The sequence below is a fragment of the Cryobacterium sp. 10C3 genome (assembly GCF_034314285.1).
Classification (GTDB): domain Bacteria; phylum Actinomycetota; class Actinomycetes; order Actinomycetales; family Microbacteriaceae; genus Cryobacterium; species Cryobacterium glucosi.
In genome coordinates this window covers 1,797,673-1,819,442 of sequence record NZ_JAVIWF010000002.1, presented here as the reverse complement: position 1 = coordinate 1,819,442, position 21,770 = coordinate 1,797,673, and the positions used below count along the sequence as shown (strand labels likewise).

The 21,770-nt window shown below is 65.5% G+C and carries 18 protein-coding genes, 3 pseudogenes and 1 riboswitch; of the genes and pseudogenes, 11 read left to right on the top strand and 10 right to left on the bottom strand.

The window, feature by feature from the left end:
- Positions 1-32: 32 nt before the first annotated feature.
- The gene (locus tag RGU41_RS09515) at positions 33-953 is read left to right on the top strand and encodes a helix-turn-helix transcriptional regulator (RefSeq protein ID WP_198413404.1); all 921 of its coding nucleotides are present in this window, start codon (positions 33-35) and stop codon (positions 951-953) included.
- A gap of 286 nt (positions 954-1,239) precedes the next feature.
- A complete protein-coding gene (locus RGU41_RS09510) occupies positions 1,240-1,911 on the top strand; it encodes a DUF4386 domain-containing protein (protein ID WP_322136107.1) in 672 nt (223 codons plus the stop codon).
- 115 nt (positions 1,912-2,026) lie between these two features.
- Here the strand turns inward: RGU41_RS09510 and RGU41_RS09505 are convergent, their stop codons facing one another.
- From RGU41_RS09505 to RGU41_RS09490, 4 genes and pseudogenes are all read right to left on the bottom strand, one after another.
- On the bottom strand, positions 2,027-2,353 hold the full coding sequence (locus RGU41_RS09505; RefSeq protein ID WP_134450194.1) for an ArsR/SmtB family transcription factor: 327 nt from the start codon (positions 2,351-2,353) through the stop codon (positions 2,027-2,029).
- Positions 2,350-2,823 (bottom strand): SRPBCC family protein, encoded by a 474-nt coding sequence (locus RGU41_RS09500; RefSeq protein WP_322136106.1) that lies wholly within the window; start codon positions 2,821-2,823, stop codon positions 2,350-2,352. Before RGU41_RS09500 ends, RGU41_RS09505 begins: the two co-directional genes overlap by 4 nt.
- A 247-nt stretch (positions 2,824-3,070) precedes the next feature.
- Positions 3,071-3,921 (bottom strand): annotated as a pseudogene (gene pdxY, locus RGU41_RS09495) (pyridoxal kinase PdxY).
- A gap of 17 nt (positions 3,922-3,938) precedes the next feature.
- Positions 3,939-4,958 (bottom strand): hypothetical protein, encoded by a 1,020-nt coding sequence (locus RGU41_RS09490; protein WP_322136105.1) that lies wholly within the window; start codon positions 4,956-4,958, stop codon positions 3,939-3,941.
- A 331-nt stretch (positions 4,959-5,289) separates the two neighbouring features.
- On the opposite strand from RGU41_RS09490, the gene RGU41_RS09485 reads away from it, so the two are divergent.
- Complete coding sequence (locus tag RGU41_RS09485) at positions 5,290-5,682, top strand: LysM domain-containing protein (protein ID WP_322136104.1); 393 nt, start codon at positions 5,290-5,292, stop codon at positions 5,680-5,682.
- A 134-nt stretch (positions 5,683-5,816) separates the two neighbouring features.
- On the opposite strand, the pseudogene RGU41_RS20865 reads toward RGU41_RS09485, so the two are convergent.
- Positions 5,817-7,156, bottom strand: a pseudogene (locus RGU41_RS20865) (putative bifunctional diguanylate cyclase/phosphodiesterase).
- 1,332 nt (positions 7,157-8,488) lie between these two features.
- On the opposite strand from RGU41_RS20865, the gene RGU41_RS09470 reads away from it, so the two are divergent.
- The 4 genes from RGU41_RS09470 to RGU41_RS09455 all read left to right on the top strand — a co-directional run bounded on the left by RGU41_RS09470 (position 8,489) and on the right by RGU41_RS09455 (position 14,422).
- Positions 8,489-9,100 (top strand): MBL fold metallo-hydrolase, encoded by a 612-nt coding sequence (locus tag RGU41_RS09470; protein WP_134558546.1) that lies wholly within the window; start codon positions 8,489-8,491, stop codon positions 9,098-9,100.
- A 338-nt stretch (positions 9,101-9,438) separates the two neighbouring features.
- The gene (locus RGU41_RS09465; protein WP_322136101.1) at positions 9,439-10,590 is read left to right on the top strand and encodes a hypothetical protein; all 1,152 of its coding nucleotides are present in this window, start codon (positions 9,439-9,441) and stop codon (positions 10,588-10,590) included.
- A complete protein-coding gene (locus RGU41_RS09460; protein ID WP_322136100.1) occupies positions 10,587-13,247 on the top strand; it encodes a multicopper oxidase domain-containing protein in 2,661 nt (886 codons plus the stop codon). Before RGU41_RS09465 ends, RGU41_RS09460 begins: the two co-directional genes overlap by 4 nt.
- 311 nt (positions 13,248-13,558) lie before the next feature.
- The gene (locus RGU41_RS09455) at positions 13,559-14,422 is read left to right on the top strand and encodes a hypothetical protein (RefSeq protein WP_322136099.1); all 864 of its coding nucleotides are present in this window, start codon (positions 13,559-13,561) and stop codon (positions 14,420-14,422) included.
- Between the two features lie 88 nt (positions 14,423-14,510).
- Here the strand turns inward: RGU41_RS09455 and RGU41_RS09450 are convergent, their stop codons facing one another.
- Positions 14,511-14,837: a multidrug efflux SMR transporter gene (locus tag RGU41_RS09450; RefSeq protein ID WP_322137331.1), complete on the bottom strand. Its 327-nt coding sequence runs from the start codon at positions 14,835-14,837 to the stop codon at positions 14,511-14,513.
- Positions 14,838-14,849: 12 nt separating this feature from the next.
- Positions 14,850-14,912, bottom strand: a riboswitch (guanidine-III (ykkC-III) riboswitch).
- 57 nt (positions 14,913-14,969) lie between these two features.
- The gene (locus RGU41_RS20860; RefSeq protein ID WP_416173146.1) at positions 14,970-15,644 is read right to left on the bottom strand and encodes a TetR/AcrR family transcriptional regulator; all 675 of its coding nucleotides are present in this window, start codon (positions 15,642-15,644) and stop codon (positions 14,970-14,972) included.
- A gap of 123 nt (positions 15,645-15,767) precedes the next feature.
- Between RGU41_RS20860 and RGU41_RS09440 the strand changes: the two genes are divergently transcribed.
- The 3 genes from RGU41_RS09440 (at position 15,768) to RGU41_RS09430 (ending at position 17,401) form a co-directional block, all read left to right on the top strand.
- On the top strand, positions 15,768-16,139 hold the full coding sequence (locus RGU41_RS09440) for an NADPH-dependent F420 reductase (protein WP_322136097.1): 372 nt from the start codon (positions 15,768-15,770) through the stop codon (positions 16,137-16,139).
- Positions 16,136-16,384 (top strand): hypothetical protein, encoded by a 249-nt coding sequence (locus RGU41_RS09435; RefSeq protein WP_322136096.1) that lies wholly within the window; start codon positions 16,136-16,138, stop codon positions 16,382-16,384. The genes RGU41_RS09440 and RGU41_RS09435 overlap by 4 nt, the downstream gene beginning before the upstream one ends.
- Before the next feature lie 126 nt (positions 16,385-16,510).
- Positions 16,511-17,401 (top strand): aldo/keto reductase, encoded by an 891-nt coding sequence (locus RGU41_RS09430; protein ID WP_134450204.1) that lies wholly within the window; start codon positions 16,511-16,513, stop codon positions 17,399-17,401.
- Positions 17,402-17,512: 111 nt separating this feature from the next.
- On the opposite strand, the gene RGU41_RS09425 is transcribed toward RGU41_RS09430, so the two are convergent.
- Together RGU41_RS09425 and RGU41_RS20855 are read right to left on the bottom strand one after the other, a co-directional pair.
- Positions 17,513-19,003, bottom strand: coding sequence for an FAD-dependent oxidoreductase (locus RGU41_RS09425; protein WP_322136095.1), 1,491 nt, complete (start codon positions 19,001-19,003; stop codon positions 17,513-17,515).
- 55 nt (positions 19,004-19,058) lie between these two features.
- Positions 19,059-19,436 (bottom strand): annotated as a pseudogene (locus tag RGU41_RS20855) (2-enoate reductase); the annotation flags it as partial.
- A gap of 202 nt (positions 19,437-19,638) precedes the next feature.
- Here RGU41_RS20855 and RGU41_RS09420 point away from each other — a divergent pair.
- Positions 19,639-20,124, top strand: a complete 486-nt coding sequence (locus tag RGU41_RS09420) for a MarR family winged helix-turn-helix transcriptional regulator (RefSeq protein WP_198413690.1) — start codon at positions 19,639-19,641, stop codon at positions 20,122-20,124.
- A gap of 95 nt (positions 20,125-20,219) precedes the next feature.
- Here RGU41_RS09420 and RGU41_RS09415 read toward each other — a convergent pair whose 3' ends face one another.
- The gene (locus RGU41_RS09415) at positions 20,220-21,701 is read right to left on the bottom strand and encodes a CitMHS family transporter (RefSeq protein WP_416172974.1); all 1,482 of its coding nucleotides are present in this window, start codon (positions 21,699-21,701) and stop codon (positions 20,220-20,222) included.
- Positions 21,702-21,770 lie beyond the last annotated feature (69 nt).

The window sequence follows — 21,770 nt, the reverse complement described above, 5'->3', positions numbered from 1 at the left end:
AGTGCATTTGCCCTAGCCTGTCGTTGTCGGTGATGACCAGCCAGACCCCCGGTGTGCGTACCACCAGCAGGGTCAGGCTGATCCTCCCGACCGGTCGCTGCACCGCGCATACTGGGATGATGTCAACAGAGTTTGGGGACTTCCTTCGCAGCCGCCGCGCCGCGCTGACTCCGGAAGCGGTTGGGGTGAATGCCTATGGGGCGCGGCGTGTTCCCGGACTGCGGCGAGAAGAGATCGCTCAGCTGGTCGGCGTGAGCGTCGCCTATTACACCCGGCTCGAGCAGGCAGCGGATGCAGAGCGAGCATCTGATCAGGTGATCGAAGCCCTCATTCGCGCCATGCGGCTCGACCCCGATGAAGCACTCCACCTCCGTCGCCTCGCGCGCCCCTCGTACGCGCGTGCGATCGGTGTCCCAGCCGAACGGCCGCGCCAGAGCATCTTGCGGCTCATCGCGGCCCTTCCCGGGCCTGCGATCGTCTTCGATCACGCCAACGATATCTACGCCTGGAACAGGCTCGGTCACCTACTACTTGCCCACGACCTTCCCTTTGACGCGACCGAGCGGGACGACATCCGTCCGAATTTCGCCCAGCGCTTCTTCCTCGGATGCGCTGGCCCCGAGCTGTTCGAGGATTCAGAGACCATGGCGCGTGAAGTCGTTGGGTTCCTCCGGTACTCGTCGAGCACCTGCCCCGACGACAAACGACTCAGCGGAGTCATCGGTGAGCTCGCACAACGCAGCGACGCGTTCGCCAGGATCTGGGCTGAGCACCCCGTGCACGACCTCAGCTATGGCCAACACCTTTTCGCCCACCCCTTGGTCGGTCGGCTCACCCTCGACTTCGACGTCCTCCGGCCAGCTGAATCCAACCTGCGCGTCCTCACCTACCAGGCACAGCCGGGCACCCCCGACGCCGACGCCTTACAACTCCTCGCCCAACTCAGCCAGTGACGGATGCGAGTGGGCACGTAGCATCGGTCGCGTGAGGTCCATATCATCCGTCACCGGGTCGTAGCTGTCATCGCTCAAAGGGGTTCGGACGGCCACTGGAGGGCGCTCCTATCCCCAGCGGGGACGCGGGACTACGCTGACGAAGCTCAGGATCTTGCGAATCCCGTCGAGACCATCGTGGTTGCCCGATCGACCTGCCTCGACCTGAAAACCGAAAAGTGGAGGAACGAACATGGCCACCGAACACGCAACCGTCCCGGCTCGCTCCCCATATCGAAGGACTTCGTTGATCGCGGGCATCCTTTATGTGCTCACCTTCGTCTCGATTCCGTCCCTCGTCCTGTACGGCCCGGTAAAGGGTGCGGACTATGTTCTTGGCCCCGGCCCGGACACCGGGGCCTTGCTCGGCGGTCTCTCGGAGATCATTGTCGCCCTCGCGGGTATCGGCACCGCCGTCGTTCTGTTCCCCGTGCTCAAGAAGCAGAACGAAGCGGCCGCACTGGGCCTGGTGGCCGCACGGATACTGGAGTCGAGCGCCATCTTGCTCGGCGTTGCCGTGATCCTGACGATCGTGGCATTACGGCAGGGCGGTACTGGAACAGACGTCGTGGTCGCCGGCCACACGCTCGCCTACCTGTACGATCGCATCTTCCTCTTGAGTCAGAGTTTCATGCCGGCCGTCTGTGACCTGCTCCTGGGGATCTTGCTGTTCCAGTCCCGTCTGGTGCCCCGGGCCCTGTCCCTGATCGGAATCGTTGGAGCCCCCGTACTCCTTGCGAGCTATCTCGCCGTATTCACCGGGCTCATCGGTCAACACGACGCATTGGCGGGAGCCTCAGCGCTCCTCGTTGCCGTATTCGAGTTCTCGCTCGGCATCTGGCTGATCTTCAGAGGGTTCAGCCCCCAGGCCATCGTGGCCCTGGAAAAGAGGAGCTTGTTCAGCGCTGCTGTTCGATAGTTCACCGGGGTCCTTCCCGTCGCCACTGTCTCGGATTCCGAGGTACGCGCACAGACGACGGCAGCGTCGGGAACAGATTCCGCGGGGATGTCGCCGGGTCTCGGGATCGAGTGCGTTACTCCGACTCCAGCGCCTCCGCGATCTGCTTGATCGTCGCCAGCCGGCGGTCCCACTGCGCCCCGATCAGGTCGAGCCGCCGGGCGGTCTCGGCGAGCTGGCTGCCCAGCACCCGGTACCGGACTTCGCGACCCACTCGCACTGGCTCGACCAGTCCGACGTCCTGCAGCACCGCCAGGTGCTTGGCGATCGCCTGGCGCGAGACGGGGAGGACCTCGGCGAGGGCGGACGCCGATGCGTCCGCCCCGCCGAGGGCTGCCAGGATGCTCCAGCGCGTGTCATCGCCGAGGGCGGCGAAAACGGGAACGAGGGTGGACGCGGTCACTCGGAACCTTCGAGGTAGGCGACCAACTCGTCCAGCTCGAAGTCCCAGCCACCGCGGTTGCCGTCCATGCTCGCGGCGGGGTCACGGAGGGCGTCGAAACCGGATTCGACGACCGTGAGTTGCGTGCCGGCATCCACTGTTTCGAGGGTGAAGCGGAAGACGGTGGTCTCGCCCGACTCGAGAGTGGATGCGGCGGCGTTGCTGTTGCCCCAGCGGTAGGCGATCATGTGCGGCGGGTCGAGCTCCTCGATGCGGACCGGGAAGTCGCCATGGTCGGACCAGCCGAAGACGCCGGTGGTGCCGACCGCGAGCGGTGACAGGGTTGCGTGCTCGGGAAACCAGCGGGCGATGTGCTGCGCCTCGGTGACGGCGGCCCAGACCTTCTCGATGGGGGCTGCGATGGTGATGGTTCGTGAGACGGTGAACTTGTCGGCATCGATAACGGACAACTCGTTGATCTTCGTGCTCATGGTGCATCCCTTCGGTGGATTAGTCCTTCAGTTGATTACTGCAACCTAAGCGTTGCACAAGCGAAGAAAAACTGCAACCAAAAAGTTGCAACCGAGTGTTGCTGTCCTGAGGACAATTCAGAGCGCGGTTGCCATTGAAACGAAGCGGCCCGACAGATGGTGCGCTTTGTGGAGGCGACGCGTTATTCGCTCTGCACGTCGCGCATCCACCGGCTGCTGTGTTGGCCGCTTTCGGGGCCTCCAGCGGTTATCGCACGCGCTGGGCGGTGAACTGCATGCGTGGGTGCGCATAGGATTCTTGCGCCTGAACGAGCTGCAGTTCTCGCTCACCTGACTGGTAGGTCAGCTCGAGGAGATCGAACACGCTGGACACGGTCCGTTCCAGCGCCACCGCAGCGTCACCTGTCGCGCGGTAGTGCGCCGAGAAAAGCGCCGCGGTGACGTCGCCCGATCCGTTCGCTTTGAAAGGGAGATGGGGCGTCTGCACGATCCACGCTCCCGTAGCATCCACGGCGAGCATCTCGACGGTGCCGGGTTCGCGGTCGGGGCGTTCCACGCTGGTCACGAGCACGGTGTCCGGTCCCATCGCCCGGGCGATGTCGACGGATGCGAGTGTGGAGTCCAGCGTCGAGGGCTCGGTTCCGGTGAGGAATCCCAGCTCGAACTGGTTCGGAGTGATGATGTCGGCCACGGGGACGACGCGATCCCGAAGCAGGTGGGGGATCTCGGGCGCCACGAAGCACCCGGACTTCGCGTTACCCATCACGGGGTCACACGCGTAGATGGCCGACGGGTTCGCCGCCTTCACCCGCTGCACCGCATCCACGATGACGTCGCCGATCCCGGTGCCGCCCTGGTATCCCGAGAGCACGACGTCGATCTGGGGGAGCACACCACGTTCTTCGATACCGAGGATGACATCGTGCACGTCCTCGGGTGCGATGAGGGATCCGCGCCACGCGCCATATCCCGTGTGATTGGAGAAGTTCACCGTGTTGACCGGCAGCACTTCGACCCCGATGCGCTGGAGGGGAACACGGCTGCGGAGTTGCCAACGTGGCCATAAGCGACGGCCGACTGAATCGAGAGAATCTTCACGACACCAATCCTCCTCCCTACGAGCAGCCAGGGCCGCCGGGAAGCTCTGCACCGGAATCCGTGGGCGGGCGCAGCTGCTTCGCGGAAGTGCTCAGCGTCGACAGCAGCGCGGCAGGTGTTTCAGGCTCATTGAGTGAGAGTGCGAACTGCTTCCCATTGGTGAGGGTGACGACGACCCCTGGTCCTGTGCGGAGGATGATCGCTGACCGCCCGGGCATGAATCGGTAGCCCCAGCCTCCCCAGTGCATCGGTTCCAGCGTATTGGTGTGCACGGACTCGATGTCCGTGAGCGGAATGGTCTTCAGTGCGATGCCCAGGAACCAGGTGACGACTTTCAGGCCGCGCCAGTCCACGCTGATCCGCAGTCGGGCAAACCCCAGCATGAGGACGGCCAGAAGGAGAAGGACCACGGCACCGAAGACATCCGCCCCGGGCTCGCCCTCTCTGGTTGTGAGGATGAGCAATGCCGCTGCGGCGGCGAACAGTGCCAGGCTCACGATCGCGAACAACGGAACAGTGACTGTGGTGATCCAGGCACCGATCTCTGTCGGCCCAAGCACGACCTCCACCGGATGATGTTCGGGTTCGGCAGCCACCCACCGGTGCGCGAGTAGGAACGGAATCAGGCCGTACCCGAGCAACGCCATGAGGAGCAGTGGCCACGCACCGACCTGCGGTTCCGCGCCGGGACCGGACGTGATCGTTGATCCGGCGATCATCAGCCAGCCTCCGGTTGCCAACCCTGCCGCGAAGCCGCTCCACAGGAATGTCTTGCGGCGAGTCGGTGCCGCACCCTCCCGCAACGCGAACGTTGCGATGAGAGCCGAAGCTAAGCAGACCACGACCAAGAGCGCGATTGCCATCCACGTCGGCCACGTCGAACTGACCCCATGGCTGCCCCACTGGCGGGGCAGGTCGGTCGGAAGCTCTTCTCGCCAGATGAGCCAGGTCGTGACGACTGCGGCGAGGGGGACCCAAACTGCGACCGCAGCGAGGACGTCGCGAGCGCGTGCCCGTCCGGAACTGCGTGCACCCATAGTTGGACTCCTTCTCCATTTGTTACAGAATCCTGGTAGCTGCTCACATTCAGTATGCGCACATGCTGACACGTGATCGGAATATGGCGCGGTGAAATTTTCTGACTCGATCAGGGGCAATTTGTCGTAAATTTCCCGCGGATGGCATTGACTAGTCATGGGGGTGGTCATGAAGACTACGGGGGAGTCCGACCTGGTGCTTTCGTACCGGTCGCAGAGAGCGCATGGCCGCGCATTCGGGCTGCGGTTCGACCGTTTCCGCTCTTCGGAAGCGACGGCACCACCGTTCTCGGCACCGTCCGCCTCGTTCTCTGACACGGGCATCCATCTGGTGCACACACCGCTGAAGGTCCCGGCTCCGCGCCCGGCACGGATCTCCTGGAAGGTCCTCGGCATTGCGCTCGCGCTCCTCGTGCTGAGCGGATGCGCCGCCGCGCCGATCCCTGCACCGCCGGCCACGCCCTCGCCGACGGCGACCTCGCACCTGTCGAAGTATCCGACGCCGCGAGACCAAGGACCGTTTGACGGCGCCGAAGGTACCACGACGATCGACAGCTCGGGCAAGATCACCTACACCGTCGTCAGCGGGGACTCTGCGAGCACGATCGCCACTCGCTTCGGCGTCTATCCCGAGCAAGTCGAGACCCTCGGCGGCGGCAAGGTCGGGATGTCCGCGATCCACCCCGGAGACAAACTCCAATTCGGCACCCGCGGCTACACGTGACCGAAGGCCAACGGTGCCGCGTTCCACCCGAGGTCGCACGCAAACCGAGGCACGAGTGTCGAGACTATTCGTGCGCTCTCGATTCGCCGGACGGCGGGAACGATTGGCGGGATGTCGGTCTCGATGGCACTGGGTCAGTCGAGAGAAGGCAGCAGGCCAGTCATCTCAGTGAACTCGTCGGCGATGTCTCGGGCGCTGAGCCACAGGTCGAGCTCGGCGGCGGGGACGGGCCGGGACATGTAGTAGCCCTGGGCTTGATCGCAGCCGAGGCGGACGAGCTCGGTGTAAGCGGCCTTGGTCTCGACGCCTTCGGCAACCAGCCGCAGGCCGAGGCTGTGGGCCAGGCCAATCGTGGAGGCGACCAGTGCTGCAGCCCGGGCGTCGTCGACCATCGGGAAGACGAACGAGCGGTCCAGCTTGAGCTCGTCGAGGGGCAGATCGCGCAGGTAGGAGAGTGAGCTGTACCCGGTGCCGAAGTCGTCGATGGAGATCTGGATACCGCTGCTCCGCAGCCGGGTCAGGATGCTCCGGGCCCGGTCGCGGTCGGCCATCAGGAACTCCTCGGTGATCTCCAGCTGGAGGGCACCCGGCGGGAGGTTACGGACCGTCAGCATCGCTGCGACCTCGTCGGGCAGGCTGGTGTCGATCAGCGTGCTGCCCGAGAGGTTGACTGCGACCGTGAGGGTCGGCCTTCGGCGTGCCACACCGCCGCCTGGTCCAGGGCGACCTGAAGGACGACCCGGGTCAGGGTCCGCATCAATCCTGATTCTTCGACCAAGGCCAGGAACGCGTCGGGGTAGAGCAGGCCTCGGGTGGGGTGATCCCAGCGCACCAGCGCCTCCACGTTGTGGACCTCGCCGGTGTCCAGGTCGATCTTGGGCTGGTAATGCACCACGAGCTGGTCGGTGGTCAGTGCGGTTCGCAGTTCCTCGACCGTCTTCAGCCGGGTGGTGGCGTCGGTGTCGTCGGCGGTGTTGTAGACGTGCTGGCCACGGCCCGATGTTTTGGCCTTGTACATGGCGATATCGGCCGTGCGTAACAAGGAGCTCAGGTCCAGACCGTGGTCCGGGAAGAGCGCGATACCGACGCTGACACTGGTGTGCAGTGTGATGTCCTCCAGAGCGAATGGCTCGGCCAGCGCGGCGCGCAACTTGACGGTCACGTCAATGGCCTCGGCGTGGCCGGCATCCTCGAGCAGGACCACGAATTCATCGCCGCCCAGACGCGCCAGCAGGTCCCCAGGCCGCAGGTGCTCACGCAGGCGGGCGCCGACCTGGACCAGCAGCTGGTCTCCGGCGTGGTGGCCCAGGCTGTCGTTGACCTCTTTGAACTTATCCAGGTCGAGCATCAGCAGCGACTGGCGGCGACGCTCCGGGTCCACCAAGCGCGCGTGCCCCTCTACGTGGAGGGCCCGCCGGTTCGGGAGGCCTGTTAAGTCGTCCGTTGCAGAGGCAACGCGGCGCAGATGCGCCATCCACGCGACCTGACGGAAGGCGACCTGGGTGCGAGCTGTCGCCGCGACCAACGTCGCCCCCGCAAGAGCGACTGAAAACGTTGACAAGGGCACCCGGCTGCTCACCAAGAGCACCCCTAGCCCTGCGGCGGTGGCCACCACCGGCACCATCAGTGCCGCCCTGCCGGTCGCTGGGCTCGTCTCGGGTACCGCGGCCGGATGAGTTCGCTCCATACCGTCGACCCACAATGCCAACAGGGCAAGTCCGATCGCCCAGGCCGCGGCTAGCGGCGTACCGCGCACATAGGTGTTGGCGTTCACCTGCAGCGCGTAGAGCACGTCCGCCGCGGCAAAGACCAGCAGGCCCACGAACAGCAACACCCACCGTCTTCCCAGCCGCCTGCCCCCCAAGGCGCCGATCCCGCCGATAGCGGCCACGAGCAGCAGATCGAAGAGTGGGAAGGAGATCGCCGTCACGGTGGCCAACCACGATGAACTGGTCAGGGCCGAGTCCAGCACCGGGCTCAGCGGAATCGCCAGCACCGCGGCTGCGCCGAGCGACCCCACCACGCAGTCCAGCCAGACCGACGATGCCAGCGTCCGCACGTGGCGGCGCACCGCAACGATCAGAGCGGCCAGCATCAGCAGGTAGAACAGCGAATACAGGACGTCGCCAACCGACGGGAACGGAATCGAGCCGGTCGTGGCCTCTACCCAGGCTCTGTAACAGTCACCAGCAACGTAGGCGGTCATCGCGGTCGCGGCGAGCAGAACCTCCGGGCGCCGAAGTCCGACCCTTCCGACAGCCATCCAGCACACTGCGACGGGTAACAGGTCCGTCAGCCCTACCGAGACGACAAGGACCGGCTCGAACCAGACGTCACCTGCCGGGCCCCATCCGCCCCAATGCACAGCCAGCCCGACCACGCTGGCGGCCAGGACCAGGACCATCGCCCACACCAGTCCGGTATGAATCCGCGCGCGCATCAGCGCCTCACCGGAATAGGCAGACTCGAGGTAGTGCTCCGGAACAGGTCGCGTTCGCGAGGACAGACGCTCGAACGATCAACCACAGTCCCCCTAGAACTCCCACCAATCTATCGACCCATTGAGTGACATTCCCCTCAAGAGGTGTCGACCCGAGGTCACCGCCCCAAACTGGGGGAGTCGCGAAGGTCGAGGCCTCCGCGCCCCCAGTCCACAGACACACGCTCACCTTGGCGAATGGTCCACTCAACTGGTCAATAAATGGCCCTTCACGCTGGACCGTAGAGCTTCTAGGTTGGGTGCTGTGAACGTCGGAATCTGGGCTGAACGAACGACAACATCCGCTACTCGCGAAGGAGACGCGTCATGAACGCCCCCATCACAATCACGCCCATTCATGTCGGTGACTTGACCGCAGAGGGGTACCCAATGCCCGTCTACGTGCACCTCATCGAACATCCCGATGCGAGGGTGCTCGTCGACACCGGTTTCACAGAGATCCACCCCGCAGCGGCCGATCTCGACCCTCGCCCCCACTCTCTCAAGGCGCAGGCATTCGACCTCGAGAGCGTCGACATCGTCATCAACACACACCTTCACTTCGACCACTGTGGCGGCAACCACCTCTTCCCCGGCACGCCCATCTACGTCCAGCGCCAGGAACTTGACGATGCCCGCACCGAAGACGACTACACCATCCGAGAATGGGTGGACCCGCCCGGCGTGCACTATGTACCCGTCGATGGAGAATTCGACCTGCTTCCCGGGATTCGACTCCTCCCGGCGCCGGGCCACACCCGCGGCTCACAGATCGTTGTCGTCGATACCGGCGAGCGTCCGACAATCATCGCCGGAGACACCGCGGTGTGGTTCGGCGAGCTGGACAACCCCGAGACCGAAGGCCAGCGACTGATTCGCTCGCTGCATCCTGAACACGTCTGGATCACGCACGAGCACACGTCCTGGACCGCAGATTAGCGGGATCTCCGTGTGCGACCGCGTCATCGGTTTCGCCGTGTCGTTCGCCGGCCGCGTGTAGCAGCCAGCGCTCTTATGGCACGATCCTATTAAAAGGATGTTCGTCCTCTATAATGGCACTCTGGGGTCATTCGACCCGCCCGAAGGAGAAGCCGTGACCGTCGAACCGATCATCCTGTCATCGGACCGTCGCCGTGCCGAACCTGCCGACCATGAAGCATCGGCCGAAGCGCCCACGCGCGCCATCTGACCCCGACGCTATCCTGACCTGACCCACGCCGATGACTACGCCGAGCCCTCTTCGCCGAACCGGCAGCGCTACGCGGGGCACCGGCCCGATGGAGCGGCCTCCTGTCACCGCCCGGCTGGTCTTCCTGCTCCTCGGGGGCATCGCCCTGCTCGCCGGACTCAACGGCGCGCTGCTCCTGCTCGGCCTCTGGGCGCCCGTCGACAGCACCCGACTAACGGAGGTGCACGGCCCGCTGATGGTGTTCGGCTTCGTCGGCACCGTCGTGGTGCTCGAGCGGGCCGTGGCCGTCCGCCGCACGTGGGCCTATCTCTCGCCCGGCCTGCTCGGTGCCGGCGGCATCGCGCTCATCTCACCGCTGCCGGTGGTCGTGGGCCAGGCCGCCTTGGTCGCCGGCACCACCATGTTGCTGGCAATCTACAGCGAGATCTGGCGCAAGCAGGGCTCGGTCTCCACCGCCGTACAGGTGCTCGGCGCCCTGGCCGGGCTCATGGCCACGATCTTCTGGCTGCGCGGAATCGGCATCCCGCAGCTCGCACCGTTGCTCATTCTCTTCCTGGTGCTCACGATCGCCGGCGAACGCCTCGAACTGTCCCGCATCTCGCCCACCGTCAACCGGCGCGCCGAACAGTGGATGCTCGGCATCAGCCTCGCGCTCAGCTTCGGCTCGGTCGTCGCCCTGGTCTGGCCGATCGCCGGCTACCCCCTGCTCGGTGCCGGGATGCTGGCGCTGGTGGCCTGGCTGTTCCGGCACGACATCGCCACCCGCATGGTGCGCTCGGTCGGGTCGCCCCGCTACATGGCCTGGTGCCTGCTGGCCGGGTATGGCTGGCTCGCCGTCGTGGGCGGCATCTGGTTGCTGCGGGGTCCGGTCTACTCCGGCCCCGGTTACGACGCCATGATGCACGCCGTGTTCCTGGGCTTCGTCATGTCGATGATCATGGCGCATGCTCCCACCATCCTGCCGGCCGTGCTGCGCCGGCCATTGCCGTATCGGCCGGTCATGTACCTGCCGGCGTCGCTGCTGCATGTGTCGCTTCTGGTGCGGGTACTCCTCGGCGACACCTATGGCCGGCCCGTGCTGGTGCAGTGGGGCGGAGTGTTCAACATCGTCGCGGTGCTGCTGTTCGTGGCGATTGCGGCAGTCTCGGTTCTGCGCGGAACCACTGTGCTGCCCGTGCGGACAACACCGCGCAGCACTGCGGCCCCGTCAGCACCGCCCCTGGGGAGGTCGCTGCTGTGAAAGACAAGCTCTGGCACATCGTCTCGGGCAGCCTGGTGCCCGCGTGGCTGGCTGCCGCGGTGATCCTCACCGTGGTGCACCGCCAACTGCCCTCGTCGGGCTGGCTGCTCGTGCACCTGCTGCTCCTCGGCGCGGTGAGCACGGCCATCCTGATCTGGAGCCAGCACTTCGCCGACACGCTGCTGCGCCGCAAGGCCCTCGGCCATCGTCTCTCGCTCGGGCTACGGTTGAGTGCGCACACCGTCGGCGCCATCGCGGTGATGACGGGCATTGTCATCGGCGGGTATCCGCTCGTGCTGGTCGGCGGCATCCTGGTGGGCCTGAACGCGTTGGCCCACGCCGCCGTCATCGTGGGTCAGACCCGTGGTGCGATGCCGGGCCGGTTCGCCCCGCTGGTGCGCTACTACGTGGCGAGCGCGGTGATGCTCGCCGCCGGCGTGACTCTGGGCATCCTGATGGCCCGGCTCGACGGGGGAGGCGAAGACTACGAACGCCTGTTCATCGGTCACCTCGCGTTCAACCTGCTCGGCTGGGTCGGCCTCACCGTGATCGGCACCGTCGCGCTGCTCTGGCCGACCGTCTTGCACACCCGAATCGCGGGTGCCACAGTGGCGGCCGGCAGCACCTTGTCGGTGCTGGTGGGTGGCCTGGTTCTCGTCGGGCTGGGCTGCCTTGCCGACCTGCGCCTCGTCGTTGCACTCGGTGTTCTGGTCTACCTGGTGGCCCTCGGCCGCATGCTCTGGGAGGGTGTCGGTCACCTGCGCCGGGCGCCCGCCGTGACCTTCGCAGCCTGGAGCCTGGGCTCCGCGCAGATCTGGTTCGCGCTCTGCACCCTCGGGTTCGGCCTGCGGGTGGCGATCGCCCCCAGCTGGACGGTCGCGGCCGCCGGCGTGGAAACCCTGGTGCCGTACTTCGCAATCGGCTTCGCCGCCCAGATCCTGCTCGGCGCCCTCAGTCACCTCGTGCCCGTCGTGCTCGGTGGCGGCCCGGCCGCCCTGAAAGCCACCGCCGCCGAGCTCGATCGCGGCGGCTTGTTCCGGGTCGTGGTCGTCAACGGCGCCCTCCTCCTGTCGCTGCTGCCGGTCTCCAGCACCCTCACCGTGGCGTTGTCGATGCTGATCGTGGCGACCCTGGCCAGCTTCCTGGTGCTGTTCACCCGGGCCCTTCGCGCGAACCGGCGGGTGCGCGCCCTGCCGCTCGTGCGCGTGGCGCCGGGCGAACGGCCGGTGGCGGGCCCGCGACCGCGCAGCACCGGGCGGATGCTCGCGGCCGCGAGCGTGCTGCTCCTCACGGTGACCGTGGGCATCGTTGTCGACCCGGCCTCGGTGGAACTGTCGGCGGTGTCGACCCAGGCCGCGGGCTCCTCTGGAACCGCTGCCGCGACCGGTCACACCACCACGGTCGCCGTGGACATGGTGCACACCCGCTTTGTGCCCGACCGCATCGAGGTGCCGCTCGGCGACGCACTTAGGATCACCCTCACCAATAGCGACGACATGGCGCACAACCTGGTGCTGGAGTCCGGCCTTGTGTCGGGGTCACTTGACCCGGGCACCACCACGACCGTGGCCGTTGGCGTGATCGGCGCGAGCGTGGACGGCTGGTGCTCGATCGCCGGACACCGGCTGCTGGGCATGGAGATCAGCATCGTCGCGGTGGGCGACGCGGGCGCATCCGCCACCGGCGACAGCACCTCGATGGGCGGCATGGCGGGCATGTCCGCGGACGGCAGTCACACCGGCCAGGACGCGGCCGCGACCGGAACCTCTGCGGCCGCCGACATCGACCCCTCGGCCGTACCCGACGCGAATTTCGAGGCGCACGATGCCGTGCTGCCGCCCGCTCCAGACGCCACGGTGCATCGCCGTACCTTGGTCGTGCGCAATGTGGAAACCGAGGTGGCCCCCGGTGTCACCCAGTTGCTCTGGACCTTCAACGGCACCGCGCCCGGCCCCACACTGCGCGGCAGGGTGGGCGACGTGTTCGAAATCACCCTGGTGAACAAGGGCACGGTCGGGCACTCCATCGACTTCCACGCAGGCGCCGTCGCCCCCGACGCCGTGATGCGCACCATCCAGCCCGGTGAGAGCCTGGTCTACACGTTCACCGCCACCCGGTCGGGCATCTGGCTCTATCACTGCTCCACAATGCCCATGTCGGTGCACATCGCGAACGGCATGTTCGGTGCCGTGATCATCGACCCGCCCGGCCTGGCCGACGTGGACCGCGAGTACCTTCTGGTGCAGTCCGAGCTCTACCTCGGCGCGCAGGGCGGCGAGGTCGACGCCGTCAAGGTCAAGGCGCAGACCCCGGACCTGATGGTCTTCAACGGCTACTCCAACCAGTACGCCGCCCGTCCGCTTCCGGCCCGTGTCGGCGAGACCGTGCGGGTCTGGGTGCTGGATGCCGGCCCGAACGTGGGCAGCGCCTTCCACATCGTCGGCGGCCAGTTCCATACCGTCTATAAGGAGGGCGACTACCCGCTCAAGGACGGCGGCAGCACCGGGACGGGTGGCTCGCAAGTGCTCGATCTGGCCGCCGCGCAGGGCGGATTCGTGGAGCTGTCCTTCTCCGAGGCTGGGCACTATCCGTTCGTGAGCCACGTCATGTCGGACGCCGAGAAGGGCGCGCGCGGCATCTTTGAGGTGTTGCCGTGAGTGAGTCGCCGAACACCGTGACGCAGGCTGCGGGAACGCGACCATGCTGACACGTGATCGGCACAAGGCGCGTTGAAATTTTCTGACCCGATCAGGGGCAATTTGCCGTGAATGCCCGCGGATGGCGTTCAATAGTCATGGGGGTGGTCATGAAGACTGCGGGGGAGTCCGATCTGGTTTTTTCGCGCGGGTCGAATAGTGCGGATCGCCGCGCGTCCGGGTTGCTGTTCGACCGTGTCCGCTCTTCGGAAGCGACGGCACCACCGTTCTCGGCACCTTCCGCGTCTCTCCCTGACGGCAGCATCCATCGGGTGCGCCCAACACTGAAGGTCCCGGCTCCGCGCGCGGCACGGGTGTCCTGGAAGGTCCTCGGCATTGCGCTCGTGCTCCTCGTGCTGAGCGGATGCGCCGCCGCGCCGGTCGCTCCACCGTCGGCCACGCCCATCCCGGCGCCCATCCCGCCCGTGATGACCGAGGCCGCCCGGCAGGAGCTGGCCGATCAGGCGCAAACTGCCTTGCGCGACGGATTCGTCGCCAGCTATCCGGACGTGGCCGTGCCGACGGCGACGCGGGAGAGGTTCCTGAGTCTGGAGGAAATCCCGTCGGTGATCGCCGCCTGCTTGACCGCCGCAGGAGTCCCTGCGGTCGCGAGCCCTGAGGGCGGCATCGAAACCTACGTGGCGCTCGGCGATGAGGAGCGTCATGCGATCGCGGACTACGTCTGCAATACCCGGTTTCCCAGCGACCCGAAGAACTCCGTTCCGCTGAACGAGTCGCAGGTCACCTACCTCTACCAGTACCAAACAACGGTCCTCATGCCGTGCCTGGAAACCGCCCACATCCGGGTTGATCCGCCACCGACCCTGGAATCCTTCATGGCCAACTACACCGGCCAAGGCCCCGCAACCGTGACCTGGCAGCCCTATGCACACATCGACCAGGGGCCCCCGATCGAGGCATCTACAAACAATGCCCACAAATGCCCGAACACCTCAGGGACTGAACACCCATCGCCACTCGCTTCGGCGTCTACCCCGAGCAGGTCGAGACCCTCGTCGGCGGCAAGGTCGGGATGTCCACCATCCATCCCGGCGACAAACTCCAATTCGGCACCCGCGGCTACACCTGATCGATCGTCAACGATGCCGCGCTCGACCCGTGGCACGAAGCGGTGAGCCCAATGCGCTTCGAGGCGGTGGTTCCAGCCGTCGGGCACGGACATTCGCCGGTGAAAGCGAACGGCCGGGGTATCTGTTTTGAATGTTAGTGACCGGCGTCGCTCACGAGCTTCAGTCCGATCACGCAGCCGATCAGTCCCAGGAGGAGCACGATCTTGAGGATGCTGAGCGATTCGGTGCCGGTGACCATCGCGTAGACGACGGTCAGTGTCGCACCGATCCCGACCCAGACGGCATAGCCGGTCCCGATCGGGATCTCTCTCAGTGCGAAAGCGAGTCCTGCCATGCTTGCGATGATCCCCGCACCGAACACGAGGGTCGGGACGAGCTTTGTGAATCCCGCCGACTTGCCCAGGGCGGTTGCCCAGACGGCCTCGAGAACTCCGGAGAGGGACAGAACGACCCATGGCAACATGATGACTCCACTGGCAAGTCTTGTCGCGTACCGGGTACTTGGCCATCGTCCGGGAACCGTCAGGGGCTCTGCGGCCATTCTGCTTGAGGGCCCTGAGCAATGCCTGATCACCGCGCCCGGCCGGCGGTTTCACTGCCAGGACACGCGAGTCTCCATTCCCGTGTCCTGCGGAGCGTTGCCGCCGGTCACACCAAAGCTCGGACTGTCGTGCGTCGACGAGGATCGATGCTTAGGCCGACGCCTTGGGGAGGGCGTCGTCGATGAGGACGACGGCGATGGCGGCCGCGGTGGCAAACGTGTCGGTGTTGAGGACTCGGCTGCGAGCCGAGGCACCGTCCAGGAGCAGTGCCAGTTGCTCGCCGAGCTGTTCGGGGTTGGTGGCGCCGCCCTCGCGGGCGGTATCAGCGAGCCGGGCGGCGAAGCCCTCTTTATAGGTGCGGGCGAAGACGCGTGCTGGATGGCCCGGGTCCTCGATTTCGACGGCAGCTCCGATGAACGGGCACAGGGGGAGTGGATGTCGAAGATGGCGAGGAGTCGCTCGCGCGGCGTCAGGTCGGAGCGGTCGAAGACTTCGGGCAGGATGTCGGGATCGAAACGGCGCAGATACTCGGCGATGAGCTCGTCCTTGCCGTCGAAGTGCTGGTACAGCGTCCGCTTGGAGACCCCGGCCACCGCACAGAGTTGGTCAACGCCGGTGCAGTTGATGCCTTGATCGGGAAACAGTTGCTGGGACGCGCTGAGAAGGCGCTCTCGAGCGCCCCTGCCGCTCCGCAGGCCGCGCGGTCCCTTCTCCAACTCCGTCATAGTCCCTAGCGTAGCCCGTTGGTACCGATCGGTGTGCATAGCTTGACTCGCCGCGCATCAGCCCGTTAGGTTAGGTACTCAGATCGGTGTACATACATCGACGCGGCGATTGGAAGACACCTCATGACCACCATCAGCATCATCGGCTCGGGCAACATGGCGACCGCCATCGGCACACGGGCGGCGAAGCACGGCCACACCATCGAGTTCATGAGCCGCAACGCCGCCAAGGCGCAGGCTCTCGCCGAACAGATCGGCAACGGTGCCACCGTCGGCGCGTTCGGCGCACGGCCGACGGGGGACATCGTCATCGTGGCCGTCCTCTACGCCGGCGCCGTTGACGTGGTCGCGCACTACGGCGATGCGCTGGCCGGCAAGATCCTCGTCGACATCACCAACCCGTTCAACGCTGACGCCAGTGGAGTCGTGACGACCCCGGGTAACTCTGTGTCGCAGCAGATGGCAGCGGCCGCCCCGAGGGCGCACATGTCGTGAAGGCATTCAACACGATCTTCGGCGGCGTCATTGCTGAGGACAAGGCCGTCGATGTGTTCTTCGCCGGCGACAGCGCCGGGGCGAAGGCAGAGGTCGCCGCGTTTGTGGAGAGCCTGGGCATGCGGCCCCTCGACGCAGGAGCGCTTGAGATGGCCCACGCCCTTGAATGGGCCGGCATCCTCCTGGTGGGCCTGGCCGCCCATGGCGCAGGCTTCGACATCGCCATGGGCGCGAAGGTCCTCTGACGATTCTCTCCAACCGCGTGCCCGGCAACGGTGGTGAGCAGGCCTCGCCGGGCAGCGGGCCGGGGTGGCACAGGGAGGTACTGAGCCACCCTCCCTCGTTGACGGGACCGCACGTAGCCTCGAAGCATGACTACTTCGTTCACCCTCAACAATGGCGTCGATATCCCCGCGGTAGGTCTCGGGGTCTTCCAGAGTTCCGCGGAGGACACCGCGGCCGCCGTCGAGACCGCGCTGCGTACCGGGTATCGCCACATCGACACGGCTGCCGCCTACATGAACGAGCGGCAGGTCGGCGAAGGACTGCGCAACTCGGGTGTCGATCGCGCCGAGGTCTTCGTCGAGACCAAGGTCTGGATCAGCCAGTACGGCTACGAGGAGACCCTGCACGCCTTCGACGTCGCGACCGGCAAGCTCGGCCTCGACTACCTCGACCTCTTGATCCTGCACCAGCCGGTCCCGCTGAGCTTCGACAAGACTCTCGAGGCCTACCGCGCGCTTGAGACCCTCCTCGCCGAGGGCAAGGTGCGGGCGATCGGCGTGAGCAATTTCAAGCCGGAACACCTCGATGCGCTCCTCGAGGCGCGCACCATCGTTCCTGCCGTCAACCAGATCGAACTGCACCCGTACTTCGTGCAGAAGGAGACCCAGGCGGCGGATGCTGCCCGCGGCATCCTGACCCAGGCCTGGTCTCCGATCGGCGGCATCAACTTCTACCCGGGCTGGGGCGACGGCACTGCGAAGAACCCGCTGCATGACCCGGTGATCGAGGCGATCGGAGCCGTGCACGGCAAGTCGGCGGCGCAGGTCATGATCCGCTGGCACGTCCAGCAGGGGCGCAGTGCCATCCCGAAGTCGATCACGCCGTCCCGCATCGTCGAGAATTTCGATGTCTTCGATTTCGAACTGACGGATGCCGAACTCGCGGCGATCGACGGGCTCGACCTCGGCATCCGCCGCGGCCCCGAACCCGACACCCGCCGCATCGACGAGAACCGCTTCGTGATTCCGGAGGCGTGAACACGATGGCGATCAGCGAACAGGCACAGATGACGCGCTCGTCACCGCACAAATCACGGTGAAGGCCCCGCACCCACGCTCACGCGGGATGGGGGCCTCCACCGATGACGATCAGATGTTCTTCGTGACCTCATAGGCATTCCAGATGGCGTACATGATGCTGGAGACCTCGCCGGCATCTCCGATCAGGTGCAATTCGGGACCGGAGAAGCGCAGCTCCTCGTACAGTGAGCGCTCCGAGACGTAGCCGACGGCCACAACTGCCGAATCCGCCGTCAGGACCGTCTCCTCGTTGGTCTCGCGGTCCTTGATGACGAAGCCGCCATCGCGGGCGCCGGTCACCATGCTGTTCACGACCAGGTCGACGTTCTTGAACGCGATGAGGTCCCGGATCATGTCGGAGTTCGCGGTGCAGAGTGGGCCACCGAGCTGCAGGATGTCCGGCTGGTATTCAACCAGAGTGACCTTCTTGCCCAGGCCCTCCAGCCACAAGGCCAGCTCGCAACCAACGAGGCCTCCACCGATGATCACGGCAGATTCGCCGACGTCTTCTTTCAGGAGCAGGACGTCTTCCGCCGTGAAGACCCTGTCGGAGCCCTCGAGGGTCATGCGCTTGGGCTTGGAGCCCGTGGCGATGATGACACAGTCGTAGTCGCCGGCCTCAAGCTGTTCCTGGGTCACGGTGGTGTTGTAGTGAACGGGGATGTCCATGGTCACCAGTTCGTTGGTGTACCACCGGGCCAGAGCGAGGTCGTCTTCCTTGAAGTCAGGCGCTCCGCCGGGAATGAGGTTGCCGCCGAGGTGATCGGACTTCTCGAACACGTCGACGACGTGGCCGCGCAGGTGGAGGTTGCGGGCTGCTTCGCAACCGGCGACCCCGCCGCCGACCACCATGATCTTCTTCTTGGTGACCGCGGGCTCGAGGGCGTAGGTCTTCTCGCGACCGGCGGCCGGATTCACGGCGCAGGAGATCGACGTGAAGTGCTGCAGACGGCCCATGCAGGCCTCCTGGCAGGACAGGCACGGGCGGACCGTGTTGTACTTGCCCGCACGGATCTTGTTGGGGATGTCGGGGTCGGCGAGGAGCGGGCGGGCCATGCCGATGAAGTCGGTCTGCTTGTTCCGGATGGCGTCCGAGGCGAGGTCGGGATCTTCCATTCGTCCGGCTGTGATCACGGGGATGTCGACGTGCCGCTTGAGGATTTCGTTGTATGGCAGGTAGAGGCCCTTGGCCTGGTACATCGGCGGGTGGGTCCAGTACCAGGAATCGTAGGTGCCGACATCCGCGTTGAGGCAGTCGTAGCCGGCAGCCTCCATGGCCTTGGCCGTCTCGATGCCTTCTTCGATGTCGCGGCCTTTCTCCTCGAATTCCTCGCCGGGGAGTCCGCCCTGGCGCCAGTCCTTGATCATCGACTTGAGGCCGAAGCGCAGGGAGACCGGGTAATCCGCGCCGCAGGTCTTCTTGATCTCCTGAACGATCTCCGTCGCGAATCGGAGGCGATTCTCCAGCGATCCGCCGTACTGATCGGTGCGGTGATTGAAGAAGGAGATCGCGAACTGGTCGAGCAGGTAGCCCTCGTGGAGGGCATGGATCCTCGACACCGTCGAACCCGGCTTTCTTGCAGACCAGGGCGGCCTCACCGAACTTCCTGACGATGTAGTGGATCTCGTCAACGGTCATCTCGCGACAGACCACTCCGTCGATCCAGCGGTGGGGGATGGGTGATGGAGCAATGGCCGTCTTGCCCAGAATGGAGGGAATCGACACGCGGCCGAAACCTCCGGTCAGCTGGCAGAAGAATTTGGCGCCGTATGCGTGCACACGCTCGGTCATTTGCTTCGCGTTCTGGATGAAGTGGTTCGGGTTCAACGTGGCGCAGGGGAGGGAGGGCAGGGAGCAGACCTCGACCTCGTTCTCCACCATCGTCGTACCCGTAATGATGAGACCGGCGCCACCCTTGGCCCGCTCCACGTAATAGTCCGCGGCACGCTCCGTGTAGGCGCCCTGTTCGTCGCAGAATCCGCCGGGGCCCATCGGCTCCATCACATAGCGGTTCTTAATCTCCAGGTTCTTAATTTTCAGGGGTTCGAATAGAACGCGGTATTTTTCTTCAAGCATCGTCAGGGCCTTCTCTCAGGGCGATTTCGGAAACGGTCGCTTCCTGAAATTCGCGTTAAACTGAGATTGCCACAAACCTATGTTTGTGGCAAACCTACATCGATGCCGGAGGCTGTCCGTGAGCGAGATCGCGACCGAACTCACCCGATTGCTCGGGCCTTTGCGTCGGGAGATGTCCCGGGCGACCCGGGCCGCCGAAGACTTGCCGGACATCCCCGAAGCGCAGATTGAGCTGCTGCGAGTTCTCGTCGCCTCCGGCCCGGTCAATACCCGTGACGCCGCGATCGCTCTCCGCATCGCTCGCCCGACCGTCAGCAACCTCGTGAAAGCCATGACGGCGGCTGGATTGGTTGAGCGCGCCTCGACAGGGGACCTCCGCTCAGCGATACTCGTCGCGACGCCCCACGCGAGGGACATGCTCTACCGGTTCGACCGGACGAGCACGGCGACCGTGGCCGCGGCCATCGACATGCTCTCGCCCGCCGAACAAGACGTTCTGGCGTCCGCGATTCCCGTACTCAACATATTGCGCGATTTGTTTGAACACGCCGCCCGACCGGCCCCGTCGGCTTCCGATGCATCTGGTGACCCACTGAGGACTTGAGCCCGGTCTCAGTTTCGAATCCCGTCGACCCGACCACGAGTCCCGGAAACGCACAGGTCTCCGGGACTCTCTGGCTGTCCGGGTTGTAACCGCGTTCAGCCGAACGGGACGGCGCCGACAAGCACTCCGACGACCAGCATCACAAGCGAGATCACGCAGGCTCGCCAGAGCACTTTCCTGTGGTGGTCGCCGAGGTTGACGCCTGCAAGAGAGACGAGCAGAAGAATGGCCGGTACCAGCGGGCTCTGCAGGTGAACGGGCTGACCGATGATCGAGGCGCGGGCCATCTCGACCGGGGAGATCCCGTAGGTTGCTGCGCTCTCGGCGAGCACGGGAAGAATGCCGAAGTAGAACGCGTCGTTGGACATGAAGAAGGTCATCGGAATGGAGAGCACTCCGGTGATGACCGCGAGGTACTCACCCATCGATGCCGGCACGACCTGGACAACCCAGTCGGCCATCGCCGTGACCATCCCGGTACCGTTCAGCACTCCGACCAGGACGCCCGCGGCGAGCACCATCGAGACGACGCCGACGATGCTGGGCGCGTGCGCGACGATCTCGTCGGCCTGGCTGCGGAGCTTCGGAAAGTTGATCACGAGCGCCACGCCGGTGCCCACCATGAAGATATAAGCCAAGGGCATGACATCGAGCACGAGCAGCACCATGACGGCGACGGTGAGCGCGAGGTTCACCCAAATGAGTCTGGGCCGCAGCGTCGGCCGATCCGCCCGCATCATCGTGTCGGCCATCATCGTGTCGTGATCTTCGGCGTCGAGCACCTTCTGTTCGGCCAGGGCCGTGTGACCCACCGGCACACGCTGGCCCGGCCGCACCGTCACGATACCGGTCGTCGACAGGGTTGCCGCTGCACCCGGACTGACCTCCGTGCCGCGCACGACGCGGTTGCCGCCGAAGAAGCCGCGCCAGAAGCCGGGCGACGCCAGCGGGGCGGCATTCGCCTGCGCAGCCTGTGAGTACTCGAGCGACCCGATGCGCTTGCGTTCGCCGAGCCCGAGGAACCAGGCGAACGCCAGTGCAATGATGACTCCCGTCGCAAGAGACGGCAGCATCGGCACGAAGATGTCGGTCGGCGACACGCCGAGTGCCGAGGCCGCCCGCACGGTGGGGCCACCCCACGGAACGATGTTGAGCGTGCCGTTCATCAGGCCTGCAACGCAGGTGAGTACGACCGGGCTCATGCCCAGACGCAGGTAGATCGGCAGCATCGCTGAGGTCGTGATGATGAAGGTCGTCGACCCGTCGCCGTCGAGCGACACCGCACCGGCCAGGATCGCCGTGCCGAGGACGACCTTGGCCGGGTCGTTGCCGAGGAAGCGGGTGATGAACCGGATGAGGGGATCGAACAGCCCGACATCGATCATGATGCCGAAGAACATGATCGCGAACATGAGGAGCGCCGCCGTCGGGGCCAGGTCCCTGATCGACTCGATGATCATGTCGCCGAGGCCCAGGCCGGCACCGGCGAAGAGGCCGAAGATCGTGGGGACGAGAATGAGGGCGACCATCGGCGTGAGCCGCCTGGTCATGATGAGCACCATGAAGGTGAGGATCATGGTGAATCCGAGGATGACGAGCACATCGACTCCTTTGTCTATGTCTGAATGGTGCAGCCGAGCCAGGCG